At 51.2% G+C, this 14,019-nt stretch carries 11 protein-coding genes and 4 pseudogenes; 8 read left to right on the top strand and 7 right to left on the bottom strand.

Annotated elements, in window-relative coordinates; all coding sequences use genetic code 11:
• The 3 genes and pseudogenes from BFF42_RS00580 to phrB form a co-directional block, all read left to right on the top strand.
• Window positions 1-339: pseudogene (locus tag BFF42_RS00580) on the top strand (IS1-like element IS1B family transposase); the annotation flags it as partial.
• A gap of 210 nt (window positions 340-549) precedes the next feature.
• Complete coding sequence (locus BFF42_RS00575) at window positions 550-1,059, top strand: YbgA family protein (RefSeq protein WP_001053305.1); 510 nt, start codon at window positions 550-552, stop codon at window positions 1,057-1,059.
• Complete coding sequence (gene phrB / locus BFF42_RS00570) at window positions 1,056-2,474, top strand: deoxyribodipyrimidine photo-lyase (RefSeq protein WP_000207137.1); 1,419 nt, start codon at window positions 1,056-1,058, stop codon at window positions 2,472-2,474. The genes BFF42_RS00575 and phrB overlap by 4 nt, the downstream gene beginning before the upstream one ends.
• Window positions 2,475-2,515: 41 nt before the next feature.
• Here phrB and dtpD read toward each other — a convergent pair whose 3' ends face one another.
• On the bottom strand, window positions 2,516-3,997 hold the full coding sequence (gene dtpD / locus BFF42_RS00565; RefSeq protein WP_001032726.1) for a dipeptide permease DtpD: 1,482 nt from the start codon (window positions 3,995-3,997) through the stop codon (window positions 2,516-2,518).
• A gap of 270 nt (window positions 3,998-4,267) precedes the next feature.
• Here dtpD and ybgI point away from each other — a divergent pair, with 270 nt between their 5' ends.
• The 5 genes from ybgI to nei are packed head-to-tail and all read left to right on the top strand — an operon-like array spanning window position 4,268 to window position 8,167.
• Window positions 4,268-5,011: a radiation resistance protein YbgI gene (gene ybgI / locus BFF42_RS00560; protein ID WP_000798871.1), complete on the top strand. Its 744-nt coding sequence runs from the start codon at window positions 4,268-4,270 to the stop codon at window positions 5,009-5,011.
• A 22-nt stretch (window positions 5,012-5,033) separates the two neighbouring features.
• Window positions 5,034-5,690 (top strand): 5-oxoprolinase subunit PxpB, encoded by a 657-nt coding sequence (gene pxpB, locus BFF42_RS00555; RefSeq protein WP_001188322.1) that lies wholly within the window; start codon window positions 5,034-5,036, stop codon window positions 5,688-5,690.
• On the top strand, window positions 5,684-6,616 hold the full coding sequence (gene pxpC / locus BFF42_RS00550; RefSeq protein ID WP_000912736.1) for a 5-oxoprolinase subunit PxpC: 933 nt from the start codon (window positions 5,684-5,686) through the stop codon (window positions 6,614-6,616). The genes pxpB and pxpC overlap by 7 nt, the downstream gene beginning before the upstream one ends.
• Entirely contained in the window at window positions 6,606-7,340 is a 735-nt protein-coding gene (pxpA, locus tag BFF42_RS00545) for a 5-oxoprolinase subunit PxpA (RefSeq protein ID WP_000687148.1), read from the top strand. The genes pxpC and pxpA overlap by 11 nt, the downstream gene beginning before the upstream one ends.
• Window positions 7,341-7,375: 35 nt before the next feature.
• Window positions 7,376-8,167 (top strand): endonuclease VIII, encoded by a 792-nt coding sequence (nei, locus tag BFF42_RS00540; protein WP_001114039.1) that lies wholly within the window; start codon window positions 7,376-7,378, stop codon window positions 8,165-8,167.
• Here the strand turns inward: nei and BFF42_RS00535 are convergent.
• The 6 genes and pseudogenes from BFF42_RS00535 to BFF42_RS00510 form a co-directional block, all read right to left on the bottom strand.
• Window positions 8,164-9,209: pseudogene (locus BFF42_RS00535) on the bottom strand (AbrB family transcriptional regulator). The gene nei and the pseudogene BFF42_RS00535 sit on opposite strands and share 4 nt — an antisense overlap.
• A 151-nt stretch (window positions 9,210-9,360) precedes the next feature.
• Window positions 9,361-10,421, bottom strand: a pseudogene (locus BFF42_RS00530) (fimbrial protein).
• The gene (locus BFF42_RS00525; protein WP_000143529.1) at window positions 10,418-11,149 is read right to left on the bottom strand and encodes a fimbrial biogenesis chaperone; all 732 of its coding nucleotides are present in this window, start codon (window positions 11,147-11,149) and stop codon (window positions 10,418-10,420) included. Before BFF42_RS00525 ends, BFF42_RS00530 begins: the two are co-directional and overlap by 4 nt.
• A gap of 14 nt (window positions 11,150-11,163) precedes the next feature.
• Complete coding sequence (locus BFF42_RS00520; protein WP_073692861.1) at window positions 11,164-13,623, bottom strand: fimbria/pilus outer membrane usher protein; 2,460 nt, start codon at window positions 13,621-13,623, stop codon at window positions 11,164-11,166.
• A gap of 50 nt (window positions 13,624-13,673) precedes the next feature.
• A pseudogene (locus BFF42_RS00515) lies at window positions 13,674-13,826 on the bottom strand (fimbrial protein); the annotation flags it as partial.
• A gap of 14 nt (window positions 13,827-13,840) precedes the next feature.
• Window positions 13,841-14,019: IS1 family transposase (locus tag BFF42_RS00510; protein WP_000663719.1), on the bottom strand; the 179-nt coding region annotated here is incomplete at its 5' end.

Raw genomic sequence — 14,019 nt, 5'->3', positions numbered from 1 at the left:
CAGCGCTGGCTGTTTTACGCGTATGACAGGCTCCGGAAGACGGTTGTTGCGCACGTATTCGGTGAACGCACTATGGCGACGCAGGGGCGTCTTATGAGCTTGCTGTCACCCTTTGACGTGGTGATATGGATGACGGATGGCTGGCCACTGTATGAATCCCGCCTGAAGGGAAAGCTGCACGTAATCAGCAAGCGATATACGCAGCGAATTGAGCGGCATAACCTGAATCTGAGACAACATCTGGCAAGGCTGGGACGGAAGTCACTGTCGTTCTCAAAATCGGTGGAGCTGCATGACAAAGTCATCGGGCATTATCTGAACATAAAACACTATCAATAAGTTGGAGTCATTACCAGCTTTGAGAACTGTTATTTTCTAAAAATAAAAAATACAAAAAATGAATGCAGCTCGGGAAATAGTAGAATAATTCTCGCTCAGATGAAGTTGATAATATTTTTACCAACAAAATACTTCCCCGCAAAAACTCTGCCCCATAAAATTCATTTACCATCGTCTACACTTACTCCTTTATACCGTTCAGGAGCAGTAATGAATCTACAACGATTTGATGACAGCACCCTAATCCGTATCTTTGCCCTTCATGAGTTACATCGACTGAAAGAACATGGCTTAACGCGCGGGGCGCTTCTCGATTATCACAGCCGCTATAAACTCGTCTTTCTGGCGCATTCTCAGCCGGAGTACCGCAAACTTGGCCCGTTCGTGGCTGATATTCACCAGTGGCAAAATCTGGATGACTATTACAACCAGTACCGCCAACGCGTAGTTGTTTTGCTTTCTCACCCCGCCAACCCGCGCGATCACACCAATGTTTTGATGCACGTTCAGGGTTATTTTCGCCCGCATATTGATTCCACAGAACGCCAGCAGCTGGCTGCGCTTATCGATAGTTATCGCCGTGGCGAGCAACCACTTCTTGCGCCGCTGATGCGTATCAAACACTATATGGCGCTTTATCCTGACGCCTGGCTTTCAGGGCAGCGTTATTTCGAACTTTGGCCGCGTGTGATTAACTTGCGCCATTCAGGAGTTTTATGACTACCCATCTGGTCTGGTTTCGCCAGGATTTACGTTTGCACGATAATCTCGCACTGGCTGCCGCCTGCCGCAATTCGTCTGCACGCGTGCTGGCGTTGTATATCGCTACACCACGCCAGTGGGCGACGCATAACATGTCGCCGCGTCAGGCTGAACTTATCAATGCTCAACTGAATGGGCTACAAATAGCGCTTGCGGAAAAAGGTATTCCTTTATTGTTCCGTGAAGTGGATGACTTTATCGCCAGTGTCGAAATAGTTAAACAGGTGTGCGCGGAAAACAGCGTTACCCACCTGTTTTATAACTATCAGTATGAAGTGAATGAGCGGGCGCGGGATGTGGAAGTTGAAAGAGCGCTGCGTAACGTGGTGTGTGAAGGATTTGATGACAGCGTGATCCTGCCGCCTGGCGCGGTGATGACCGGTAATCACGAGATGTACAAAGTCTTTACGCCTTTTAAGAATGCCTGGCTGAAACGGCTGCGGGAAGGGATGCCGGAGTGCGTCGCTGCGCCAAAAGTTCGTAGTAGCGGATCGATAGAGCCCTCGCCATCCATTACGCTGAATTATCCTCGTCAGTCTTTCGATACTGCGCATTTCCCGGTGGAAGAAAAAGCGGCGATTGCGCAATTACGCCAGTTTTGCCAGAACGGTGCCGGAGAATATGAGCAACAACGAGATTTTCCGGCAGTGGAAGGCACCAGTCGTTTGTCCGCCAGCCTAGCAACGGGCGGGTTATCGCCTCGCCAGTGTTTGCATCGCTTGTTGGCGGAACAGCCGCAGGCGCTGGACGGTGGGGCCGGTAGTGTCTGGCTTAGTGAGCTGATCTGGCGCGAGTTCTACCGTCATCTGATGACGTATTACCCCTCGTTGTGTAAACATTGTCCGTTTATTGCCTGGACGGATCGTGTGCAGTGGCAGAGCAATCCCGCACATTTACAGGCCTGGCAGGAAGGCAAAACGGGATACCCGATTGTCGATGCTGCCATGCGTCAGCTTAACAGCACTGGCTGGATGCATAACCGGCTACGGATGATTACAGCCAGTTTTCTGGTGAAAGATTTGTTGATCGACTGGCGCGAAGGCGAGCGATATTTCATGTCGCAGCTGATTGATGGTGATTTGGCAGCCAATAACGGTGGCTGGCAGTGGGCCGCTTCAACCGGAACCGATGCAGCGCCGTATTTTCGTATTTTCAACCCGACAACCCAGGGCGAGAAATTTGACCGTGAGGGCGAGTTTATTCGTCGATGGTTACCGGAGCTGCGCGATGTACCAGGGAAAGCGGTGCATGAGCCGTGGAAGTGGGCGCAGAAAGCAGGTGTGATGCTGGATTATCCGCAACCGATAGTTGATCACAAAGAGGCAAGGCTGCGAACGCTGGCAGCGTACGAAGAAGCGAGGAAAGGAGCCTGATAAAACGCAGCGAGCGTTTTATCAGGTATGGTGCTGGCCTATTATGACTCCAGCGCCAGCGCGCGGTTTCTGAATTTCAGCGCCTGATACAGCCAAATCATCAGTACCAGTCCTACACACGCCAGTGCGCCCCAGGTAATTTGATCAAATACTTCAATATATGCATTGATGGAGTAGTTGATCGCCCCGGAAGCATCAAACGAAGCCTGCGATGTCTGATCGGCAATCACGCCCGCGAGATAGTTCGCAATCGCGCCGGAAAGCAGCATATAAATGCCGGTTAATACGCCGGTCACACCGGGGATTTCAATGCGCGTAATTTGCGACATGGCAACCGGGTCGATAAACAGTTCCGCAAAGCCCATCACCGCCAGGCCTAATACCATCAGTGGCAGAGAAGAGTGACCATACATTGCGGACCAGCGGGCGCTTAAGGTCAGAATGCAGAACCCGGCGCTCATCAGGCCGAGACCAAGAGCAAATTTTCCCCAGATGCGCACGGTACGATTACCTGCGACGCTTTCTTTAACCACCCACGCCAGGAACACACCGCACAGCATAACTGCGAAGGCATTAATCGACTGGAACATAGCAGTCGGAACGGTATAACCAAACATATCGCGGTTAACGAAGCGGTCGATATAAAGGCTAATCGAGCTGCCGCCCTGTTGTGCGAAGGCCCAGAACAACATATTGAAGAAGGTGAGCGTCACAATCAGCCCCAGCTCCTTACGCTGTTTCTGGTTTTCTGCTTTGCGATAAATTTTTGCCAGTACACCCAGGCCAATAATAGTCGCGACAATTAAGGCGTATACCGACCACTCTTTCCAGAACAATACGGTAATCAGCGCAGGCGTTGCCACCAGCAGAACCAGCAGCCATCCCCAGTTAGGCAGGAGAAAGTTTGTCGCACGCAGTACTTTTTTATTAACGCCGCGGGTATGTGTGAAATGACGATTGCCACATAAGAAAATGACCAGACCCGCGATCATACCCACCGCCGCCAGGCCAAAGCCCATCGCCCAGCTGTACTCTTCCTGGGCGTAGCCACAGGCAATAGGTGCGATAATAGACCCCACGTTACCCGCTGCATACATCAGCGAGAAACCGCCATCACGACGCGGATCGGTTGGCTCATACAGCTCGCCGAGCAGGCAACTGACATTGGATTTAAACAGACCATAGCCACAAACGATTATCGCCAGGGACAGATAGAGGAATGACGGATGGATCTCACTGGCACCCAACACCACATGACCGATCGCCATCAATAACGCCCCCAGCATCACCGCCATGCGATTGCCGAGAACTTTATCCGCCAAAAAGCCACCGAGGATTGGCGTGACATACACCAGCGAACAGTAGGCGCTAAATAACTCGTAGGCGTGAGTATCGTTGTATTTTAGTTGATTGGTGAGATAGAGAATCAGCAGGGCACGCATGCTGTAAAAGCTAAAATATTCCCAGATTTGCAGCGCAACGACATAGTAAATAGCGCGCGGCTGAGATGCGTGTTTATTCATAATAATTCCACAATTGACGGCAACGTCACGTAATAGTTGCGCGGCGTGCTTGTGTTTCCTTAAAGTTAAAACTTTGATACAGATCTGATTATTTATGCAATATGCTGTCTGATTGCATAAATATACATTAGCTGAAGCGTGATGATATAAACAATTTGCGTCTTTTGGCGTCGGGTTTGTTTCTTAATATGTCAAAAGATTGGCTATCGACGAACAGGCGAGGTAACGCTATGTTAACGGTGTAGCTATCAGAATACGGAAGGCGCGAAGATGAAAAACACCGAACTGGAACAACTGATTAACGAAAAACTGAACAGCGCGGCGATTAGTGATTACGCGCCGAATGGTTTGCAGGTGGAAGGCAAAGAGACGGTGCAAAAAATTGTTACCGGTGTCACCGCCAGCCAGGCTTTGCTCGATGAGGCAGTGCGTCTGGGCGCGGATGCGGTCATTGTGCATCATGGCTACTTCTGGAAAGGAGAGTCTCCGGTCATTCGCGGAATGAAGCGTAACCGTTTAAAAACGTTGCTGGCGAATGATATCAACCTGTATGGCTGGCATTTGCCGCTTGACGCACATCCTGAGCTGGGCAATAACGCACAGCTGGCGGCGTTACTGGGGATCACGGTCATGGGCGAAATTGAGCCGTTGGTGCCGTGGGGAGAGCTGACCATGCCTGTGCCGGGACTGGAACTAGCCTCCTGGATTGAAGCGCGTCTGGGACGTAAGCCGTTATGGTGTGGCGATACCGGACCTGAGGTGGTCCAGCGCGTCGCCTGGTGCACGGGCGGCGGGCAAAGTTTTATCGATAGCGCCGCGCGTTTTGGCGTGGATGCTTTTATTACTGGCGAAGTTTCTGAACAGACCATTCATTCAGCCCGCGAGCAGGGATTGCATTTTTATGCTGCAGGTCACCATGCCACTGAACGTGGTGGTATTCGCGCATTGAGCGAGTGGCTGAATGAAAATACCGATCTTGATGTGACCTTTATTGATATTCCTAATCCTGCATAACGAATAATCAGAGGGATCGAAAGTGCAACGAGCGCGTTGTTATCTGATAGGTGAAACGGCGGTAGTGCTGGAACTGGAACCGCCGGTGACGCTGGCTAGCCAGAAACGGATCTGGCGACTGGCGCAGCGTCTGGTGGATATACCGAATGTGGTTGAAGCCATTCCCGGCATGAACAATATCACGGTGATTTTGCGTAATCCTGAGTCGCTGGCGCTGGATGCCATAGAGCGTTTGCAACGCTGGTGGGAGGAGAGCGAGGCCCTGGAACCTGAGTCTCGCTTTATTGAAATTCCGGTGGTTTACGGTGGTGCAGGCGGACCGGATTTGGCGGTGGTCGCGGCGCATTGCGGGTTGAGCGAAAAACAGGTTGTTGAATTGCACTCCTCCGTGGAATACGTGGTCTGGTTTTTAGGTTTTCAACCGGGCTTCCCGTATCTCGGGAGTTTGCCGGAACAACTACACACGCCACGGCGCGCTGAACCGCGCTTGCTCGTTCCGGCAGGTTCTGTCGGGATCGGCGGGCCGCAGACTGGTGTTTATCCGCTGGCAACGCCGGGTGGCTGGCAGTTGATTGGTCATACCTCACTCAGCCTGTTTGATCCGGCGCGTGACGAACCCATCTTATTACGTCCGGGAGACAGCGTGCGCTTTGTACCGCAGAAGGAGGGAGTATGCTGAAGATTATTCGTGCGGGCATGTATACCACTGTGCAGGATGGCGGTCGTCACGGTTTTCGCCAGTCGGGTATCAGCCACTGCGGCGCACTGGATATGCCTGCGTTACGCATTGCTAACCTGCTGGTGGGTAATGACGCCAATGCCCCCGCGCTGGAGATCACGCTCGGTCAGTTAACGGTTGAGTTCGAAACTGATGGGTGGTTTGCTCTGACGGGTGCCGGTTGCGAAGCGCGGCTGGATGATAACGCCGTCTGGACCGGCTGGCGCTTGCCGATGAAAGCAGGCCAGCGTTTAACGCTTAAACGCCCGCAGCACGGCATGCGCAGTTATCTGGCGGTCGCGGGTGGTATTGATGTTCCGCCGGTAATGGGGTCATGCAGCACCGATCTCAACGTGGGGATTGGCGGGCTGGAAGGCCGTTTACTGAAGGATGGTGACCGACTCCCGATTGGCAAATCGAAGCGTGATTTTATGGAAGCGCAGGGCGTTAAACAGCTGCTGTGGGGCAACCGCATTCGCGCCTTGCCGGGGCCGGAATATCATGAGTTCGATCGCGCCTCGCAGGATGCATTCTGGCGTTCGCCCTGGCAGCTTAGCCCGCAAAGTAACCGCATGGGCTATCGCTTACAGGGGCAAATTTTAAAACGCACCACCGATCGCGAACTGTTATCTCACGGTTTGTTACCGGGTGTGGTGCAGGTGCCGCATAACGGGCAGCCGATTGTGTTGATGAACGACGCACAGACCACCGGTGGTTACCCGCGTATTGCCTGTATCATTGAGGCTGATATGTACCATCTGGCGCAAATTCCGCTCGGTCAGCCGATTCATTTTGTCCAGTGTTCACTGGAAGAGGCACTGAAAGCGCGGCAAGATCAACAACGTTATTTCGAACAATTAGCGTGGCGGCTACACAATGAAAATTGACCTGAACGCCGATCTGGGCGAAGGCTGCGCCAGCGACGCAGAGCTATTAACGCTGGTTTCCTCTGCCAATATTGCTTGTGGATTTCATGCAGGCGATGCCCAAACCATGCAGGCTTGCGTGCGTGAAGCAATAAAAAATGGTGTCGCGATTGGCGCTCACCCGAGTTTTCCCGACAGGGAAAATTTTGGTCGCAGCGCCATGCAGCTGCCGCCAGAAACCGTTTACGCCCAGACGCTGTATCAAATTGGCGCGCTGGCAACGATTGCCCGTGCGCAAGGCGGCGTAATGCGTCATGTCAAACCGCACGGCATGTTGTACAACCAGACGGCGAAAGAAGCACAACTGGCAGACGCCATCGCCAGAGCGGTATACGCTTGCGATCCAGCATTGGTTCTCGTTGGGCTGGCAGGAAGCGAGCTGATTCGTGCAGGCAAGCAATATGGCCTGACAACGCGCGAGGAAGTGTTTGCCGATCGCGGTTATCAGGCTGACGGCTCGCTGGTGCCGCGAAGTCAGCCAGGCGCGTTGATTGAAAACGAAGAACAGGCGCTGGCGCAAACGCTAGAGATGGTGCAACACGGCAGAGTCAAAAGTATCACCGGCGAATGGGCAACGGTCACGGCGCAAACAGTCTGCCTGCATGGCGACGGCGAGCACGCACTGGCGTTCGCCCGCCGACTACGCTCTACATTTGCCGAAAAGGAGATTGTTGTCGCAGCATAACCCCGATTAATAAAGAATGAAAAAAGGATATCACCATGCCTGAAGGCCCGGAGATCCGCCGTGCAGCGGATAACCTGGAGGCGGCGATCAAAGGCAAACCACTAACTGATGTCTGGTTTGCCTTCCCGCAGTTAAAAACTTATCAATCACAACTTATCGGTCAACACGTTACCCATGTGGGAACGCGTGGTAAGGCGTTGTTAACTCATTTTTCCAACGACTTAACGCTCTACAGCCATAATCAGCTTTACGGCGTCTGGCGCGTGGTTGATACCGGCGAAGAGCCGCAGACCACGCGAGTATTGCGGGTAAAACTGCAAACGGCTGACAAAACCATTCTGCTTTATAGCGCCTCGGATATTGAGATGTTGAGGCCGGAACAACTGACCACGCATCCGTTTTTACAACGCGTTGGTCCCGATGTGCTGGATCCGAATCTGACGCCGGAGGTGGTAAAGGAACGGTTATTGTCACCGCGCTTTCGTAACCGTCAGTTTGCAGGATTACTGCTCGATCAGGCGTTTCTGGCTGGGCTTGGCAATTATTTGCGGGTGGAGATCCTCTGGCAGGTTGGGTTGACTGGAAATCATAAAGCGAAAGATCTCAATGCGGCGCAACTGGATGCACTCGCACACGCGTTACTGGAGATTCCTCGGTTTTCTTACGCTACGCGGGGGCAGGTGGATGAGAATAAGCATCATGGGGCGCTGTTTCGCTTTAAGGTTTTTCATCGTGATGGCGAACTGTGCGAACGCTGTGGCGGCATCATTGAGAAAACCACGTTGTCCTCGCGCCCGTTTTACTGGTGTCCAGGCTGCCAGCACTAGGCCGACCGCTTCGGCGCATAGGTTGAAATAAACCGCGCAATGGCTGGCCCCGTCAGCAAAATACTGAACAGGCGCAGGGTTTGCATCGCCATAATAAGCGCCATATCGGCATTGCTCCCTGCGGCGATGACCGCCACGGTATCAAGCCCGTCGGGACTGGTGGCGAGGTAGGCAGTCATAAAATCAATATGCATAAACCGGGTCAGTCCCCACGCCATACCTGCACAAATAGCTAGCAGAGCAAAAATCGACAGCAGGATTTGCGGTAGTGGGCGTAGTGCCCGCAGTAAGATTTGTTTATCGAAACCAAGACCAATCCGCCAGCCAATTGCCATATACGCCATCGCCAGCAGCCATTCCGGTAGTTCGATGGTGATGAGCTGACCAGACTGGAGCACTGCGCCGCCAGCATCCGGATGAGCATCGTGCCGGAAGGTAGACGCAGCATGCATCCCGCCGTACCGGCAACGACTGCGAGCAAAATCGTAAGCAGGAGATTAATGCTCACTGGCGGGAACCAGACGATTTGCTGGTTAACCGCTTCAGCGTTATCACCCAGCATCATGCAGGTGACCAGAACAGCGGCCCCCGCGACGAACAGCACTCGCAGATATTGCATAAACGCCACCAGGCGAATATCTGCGCCGTAATCTTGCGCCATAGCGACCATTGCCGCTGCGCCGCCTGGAGAAGAACCCCAGGCACCGGTATTTCCAGGCAGTGAGCTATAGCGCACCAATAACCAACCCACGATGGCGCTGGAAAGCAGCGTCACCAGTAAAATAGCAAGCACGATCGGCCAGTTGGCGGCCAGCGTGGTGAGAATCGAACCAGTGAGGTTTTGCGCAATCATGCAGCCAAGAATGGCCTGCGCGGCGAGAAAAGCGGAGCGGGGAAGTTGCAGAGTAATTCCGCGCATACTGAAGATGATCCCGGCGATCATCGGCCCAAGTAATAGCGCCGCCGGGAGATGTACCGCGAGGAAACCAATAGAAAGGATAAGTGATAGCACACATAACATTCCCCACTGCAAAACTGGCATCCTTCGCTCCCTCATTATTTTCTCTTTGGTGTATCGATACAGCATAAAGAAAGCCGGGCCAGGAAAAAATAACAGTAATCAAGGAAAAGAGGAAAATCAGCAATTTTCTGAAAGAGATGCCCTTTCCGGCTGCAAAGGGCATCATGGCAAATCAGTTATAGTTAATTTTAAAAAGCACCACTGTATCGAAGGGCCCAGCCTCGATGGGGTACCTGCAATGGACGAAAGTTCAGCTGTATAGGTTTTTTCGTAGACCAACATGTCGCTGGTGAAATCGGCGTATTCAGCATATTTATTGAAGGTATAAGGCGAGGCGTTTTCATCCAGCAAACGTAGCTTCAGACCATTACCAATCAACAATGCTTTATCTTCTTCAACCAACGTTTCTTCGGTATAAAAGGAGGAACTGACTTTAAATCCGTCGGTGCATTGGTCATTTTGTGATTTTGTCGTCTTAATACTGAATGTTTTCGACATTGTGTGGCGACGAATATCCAGCAAATTAAATTTACCAAAATCAATCACCTGTGTTTCCGGTGAAATGGAAAAATTGACGCTGCAATCCAGCACGCGAATGTTTTCCAGACCAGTAATATGATATTTCAGGTTTTGGGCAGTAGGGTCTTCGTTAACGCTACCGGCACCGTCAAATTGCACGACGATATAGTCGCTAAGCGTACTTTGATAATCATGCGGCGGCATTTCTCGTATTTTGACGTATAACCGCATGCGAGCGAGAAAGGTACGCGACATGTGAATATTAGCGGGATCACCCGAGCAAATTTTGTTCTGCCATCCCATCGCGATAATCTGCTCAGGGGTATAAATGTCAATGTTCTTACTGTCAATACACTGGTTAGTGTCGATGCGGCTTTTTCCCTGGTTGGCGTCATAATCAACGCCATTGTAAGTTACGCCGAGTTGATAATAGCGATCCTGCACCCCCGGGTAGGGGTTTACCCAGGCATAAACATGCTCACTTTCAAAATTGCCGTTGGTATTGTTGTCACAATAGACGGGAATTTTAATATCGTCAGATTCCCAAATCTTATCGCCGAGTTTGGCATTGCCTGGTACAGCAAAAGGTTGAATCGCTTCTGATTTTTCTACCGAGCCACCGGATGAACCAAAGTAGCAGTTCAGGGCAAGCGCAGACTTCAACGGCAGAAATAACAGACAGATGACGAGCAACACTCCCTTGCCAGCACTCATTTCTTCGCCTCCACGGCTTGTAAATGGCATTGTCCGCTGCAGTTGAGCGTCGTCATGCGTAACGCGCCGTAATCATCCATATAACCGAGATAAAACTGGCTGCCGCTATAATTTCCGGTGTTTGTGTTGACCGTACTAAAAGGCGCAACCATCACGGTTTTGAAGCCGGGGAGAACGCCTTTTTCATTTCGTCCCAAGTAGGCAATGGTCAGATAATACGCGGTAGGATTTTTCAGTGTCAGTTGGTTGCCCTGCTGGCTGACCTGTAACTGCAGTTCGACCTTTTCTCCTGCTTTCTTGCGTAATGCAGCCGGTCGCCAGAACACCTTGATACGACTCTGAATGGCGACTTGCAGAACGGCATGGTCGCTGTTTTTTTCCGGGGCGGGAGGAATTTCACGCATATTGTAGAAAAATAGCGTTTCGCGATCGCCCGGTAATTTTGTGGTCGAGGCTTGCTTTACTATCCGTACCTGCGTTGTTGCTTTCGGTTCCAGACGTTGTATCGGCGGCAGGGCGACCAGAAGATCATCGCTTTTCTCCCCTTTTTCATTTTCGAGCCAGGAATAAGCGAGGTAGGGGAGTTTATCGCTACGATTATCCACCCGCAGACTGGTAGCTTTATCATTAGCGTTAAACACAATACGAGTGCGATCGGGTTGTAGTGCAGCGTGGCTGCACAGACTGGCAACCAACAACAAAAGGGGTAGTCCTTTCATAAATGTCATTTTCATTTCCTTAATTAATGACAAGGTAAAATCAGGCGATTTGCGGTGTCTTCCATATGTTCAGGAAGATGGAGCGAGCAATGCTGGTTATCACCCCAGACCACGGTAAACTTTTGATTTTCAGCGACTCCGCTTAACCAGGCATGTCCTTCCTCGCCAACCATCCCCACGCTAATGCCGCTGTCATCCTGGCGGATATCCGCTCCGAGGGGAGGAAACTGACCGCTGGCGTTGCGAATGATGACGTTAACGTCTTTACCGGAACGGGAAGCCAGTGATTTGTAACCTATCGCGCCTTCAATCCACGTTTCTTTGATAACGTTTTCTGCAACTGTTACGCCGTCGGGTAAGTCATTCATGTTCACCGCCACGGTGGAAGGCTGGTAACTGGAAATCAACGGTACCACCGCAATGCCAAAATGGTTGGTGTAGTCGAGATTGCCCTGAACCGGAATATCTGCCACGCCATCGGTGCTGACCATCAGGCGTGGTTCATTGGTGGAGCTGTGGCGATGAAACGCTGCACCATATTGGGTTGCGGTGAAAGAACCGCTCCAGCTGCTGCTGACGGAACTGTAATCATTGGCGGCATAGGTACCAGAAATATCCCACTCACCCGCTGAACTCAGGTGCTGATAGTTGCCGCTCACCTGGGCTCCATTGTCAGGACGGTCGGATTGCAGTCCGGCAGACATGCCCCAGCTATTACGTTCATCCAGCGTATCGTTCCACGACATGCGGTGTGTGGTGCTGTGGCTACTGTTTTGCATGTCATAGCCAACTCGACCACCGTTACCGAAGGGGAGCGAAATCGACAGGTAAATCTGGTTGTCGTGATCTTTATCTTCGTAATGGGTTGTATTGAATGACGTCGAAATAGAGATATCTCTCCAGTCACCAATATCAACATTAAAACCTGCCGTGATGTTGGCGGTCGTGGAGGCGTCTGCATTCCACCAGGTTTGATGTAGCAGGTTGGCGTAAAGATTGAGGTTTAGTGGGGTAATCGGTTGGCCCACAGATAAGCTGATCGTCTGTTTTTCGTCCTGCGCATCGCTGTCGTTGTATTTGTGATCCAGATAGTTGGCGTAGCTGTGAAAATGACGATCGGAGAAACGATAAGCGGCGAGGGAAATCGTGCTGTTAGTGGCATCCACTTGTTTGCTGTAATTAAAACGGTAGCTTAAGCCCCGCTCGTCCTGCTGAGTATCAAAATGGCTACTGGCCCACGTGACATCAAACGACAGCGCACCAAGCCACAGCATATTTTGCCCAATACCCATTGCGGCAGAATGGTAGTCATCACCAGAAAGCAGCAGGCCGCCGTACAGCGAGGTGTTTGACAGCATCCCCCAGGAAACTTCATTGCTAAAAAAGGTTTCATTTTCAGTTTGATGTGACATGGAGGGCCGTGGCTGACCCGCGGCCAGTTTATAGCGAACCTGTCCCTGACGAGTCAGGAAGGGCGTCGATGCTGCCGAAACCTGGAAATTGTTCACCCGACCATCTTCTTCCGTCACTTTGACATCCAGTGTGCCCTGAACAGACTGATTAAGGTCGTCAATGATAAATGGGCCTGGTAGGACTTTTTTCTGGTAAATGACGCGGCCTGATTGACTGATCGTCACCGTGGCATTGGTCTGTGCAATACCGCTAATTTGTGGGGCGTAGCCGCGTAGTTCCCATGGCAACATTCGATCGTCACTTGCCAGTGCCGCACCGGTATAAGAAAAACCGTCGAAAATATTGGAACTAAAATCCGTTTCGCCGAGGGTTAATTTTGAACCTAATTGCGGTAACGGGCGAAAAAGATAGGTACGTGATATTTCGCCTGACTGTTCATGGTTATCATCGCTATCAGTCTGATTCAACTGATAATCACTGCGTAAGCGCCATGCCCCCGTGTTGATTCCGGCTGTTCCATAGGCGTTAAGATTAGTGCTGCTGCTGCCATCCTGTGGGCGGTAGCTGCTGGCAAACAAGTTGTAATCCATCAGGACACCGGCGACACCTTCTTTCCATGTGGAGGGTGGGGTCCAGTTTTCTGAGTGCCACGCCAGCCAGGCTTGCGGAATACTAATATTCAGTTGCTGATTGGCTTGATCGAAATTGAAGAGCATTTCAGGTCGGGAGCTAAAATCGACGCACTGATTTATCAATGGTAACGACTGACGGACTTCAGGTTTTAAGCCAAATTTATCGACCAGTAAATCATTGATGCACGGAATGGTTTTATCGTCATTTTTGTGCCAGTTAATCTTTTGCCCGTTACTGATTTGGTTATTATTTACCGCAACGCTAACAAAATACTCACCGGGAGCAATGACTCCTTTTTCCTTTAATAATGAAATATCAATGCGGTCGCGCATCGATTTATCGAGAACATTAAGGTTGAATTCGACCGCCAATGCGCAAGGCATCGCCACGACCAGGCAGGATACAAAAGAGAGTCGATAAATATTCACGGTGTCCATACCTGATAAATATTTTATGAAAGGCGGCGATAGCGCCGCCAAAGTAATACTTATTTATAATCCAGCACGTAGGTTGCATTCGCCGTAACTGCGCCTGGCGTTACAGGTGTAGCCTGATCAATTTGTTCCATCCAGGCAAAGAAATTCAGCGTTTGTTCGCTGGAGGTCGGAGCCAGGTCGATATCTGGAGTAGCGGTGCCTAGGTAATGACTCCAACTTACTGATAGTGTTTTATGTTCAGATAATGCCCGATGACCTTGTCATGCAGCTCCACCGATTTTGAGAACGACAGTGACTTCCGTCCCAGCCTTGCCAGATGTTGTCTCAGATTCAGATTATGTCGCTCAATGCGCTGAGTGTAACGCTTGCTGATAACGTGCAGCTTTCCCTTCAGGC

The sequence above is a fragment of the Shigella sp. FC1661 genome (genome assembly GCF_001712525.1).
GTDB classification, from domain to species: domain Bacteria; phylum Pseudomonadota; class Gammaproteobacteria; order Enterobacterales; family Enterobacteriaceae; genus Escherichia; species Escherichia coli.
Note: the sequence above shows the minus strand (reverse complement) of the source record. Positions and strands in the feature narration are given on the sequence as shown.

What these genes read in the sequence shown, in the direction of transcription:
- ybgI (WP_000798871.1), top strand. Translation starts at nt 4,268, where the DNA reads ATGAAAAACACCGAACTGGAACAACTGATTAACGAAAAACTGAACAGC.
- BFF42_RS00575 (WP_001053305.1), top strand. Translation starts at nt 550, where the DNA reads ATGAATCTACAACGATTTGATGACAGCACCCTAATCCGTATCTTTGCC.
- dtpD (WP_001032726.1), bottom strand. Translation starts at nt 3,997, where the DNA reads ATGAATAAACACGCATCTCAGCCGCGCGCTATTTACTATGTCGTTGCG.
- BFF42_RS00520 (WP_073692861.1), bottom strand. Translation starts at nt 13,623, where the DNA reads ATGGACACCGTGAATATTTATCGACTCTCTTTTGTATCCTGCCTGGTC.
- BFF42_RS00525 (WP_000143529.1), bottom strand. Translation starts at nt 11,149, where the DNA reads ATGACATTTATGAAAGGACTACCCCTTTTGTTGTTGGTTGCCAGTCTG.
- nei (WP_001114039.1), top strand. Translation starts at nt 7,376, where the DNA reads ATGCCTGAAGGCCCGGAGATCCGCCGTGCAGCGGATAACCTGGAGGCG.
- pxpC (WP_000912736.1), top strand. Translation starts at nt 5,684, where the DNA reads ATGCTGAAGATTATTCGTGCGGGCATGTATACCACTGTGCAGGATGGC.
- phrB (WP_000207137.1), top strand. Translation starts at nt 1,056, where the DNA reads ATGACTACCCATCTGGTCTGGTTTCGCCAGGATTTACGTTTGCACGAT.
- pxpA (WP_000687148.1), top strand. Translation starts at nt 6,606, where the DNA reads ATGAAAATTGACCTGAACGCCGATCTGGGCGAAGGCTGCGCCAGCGAC.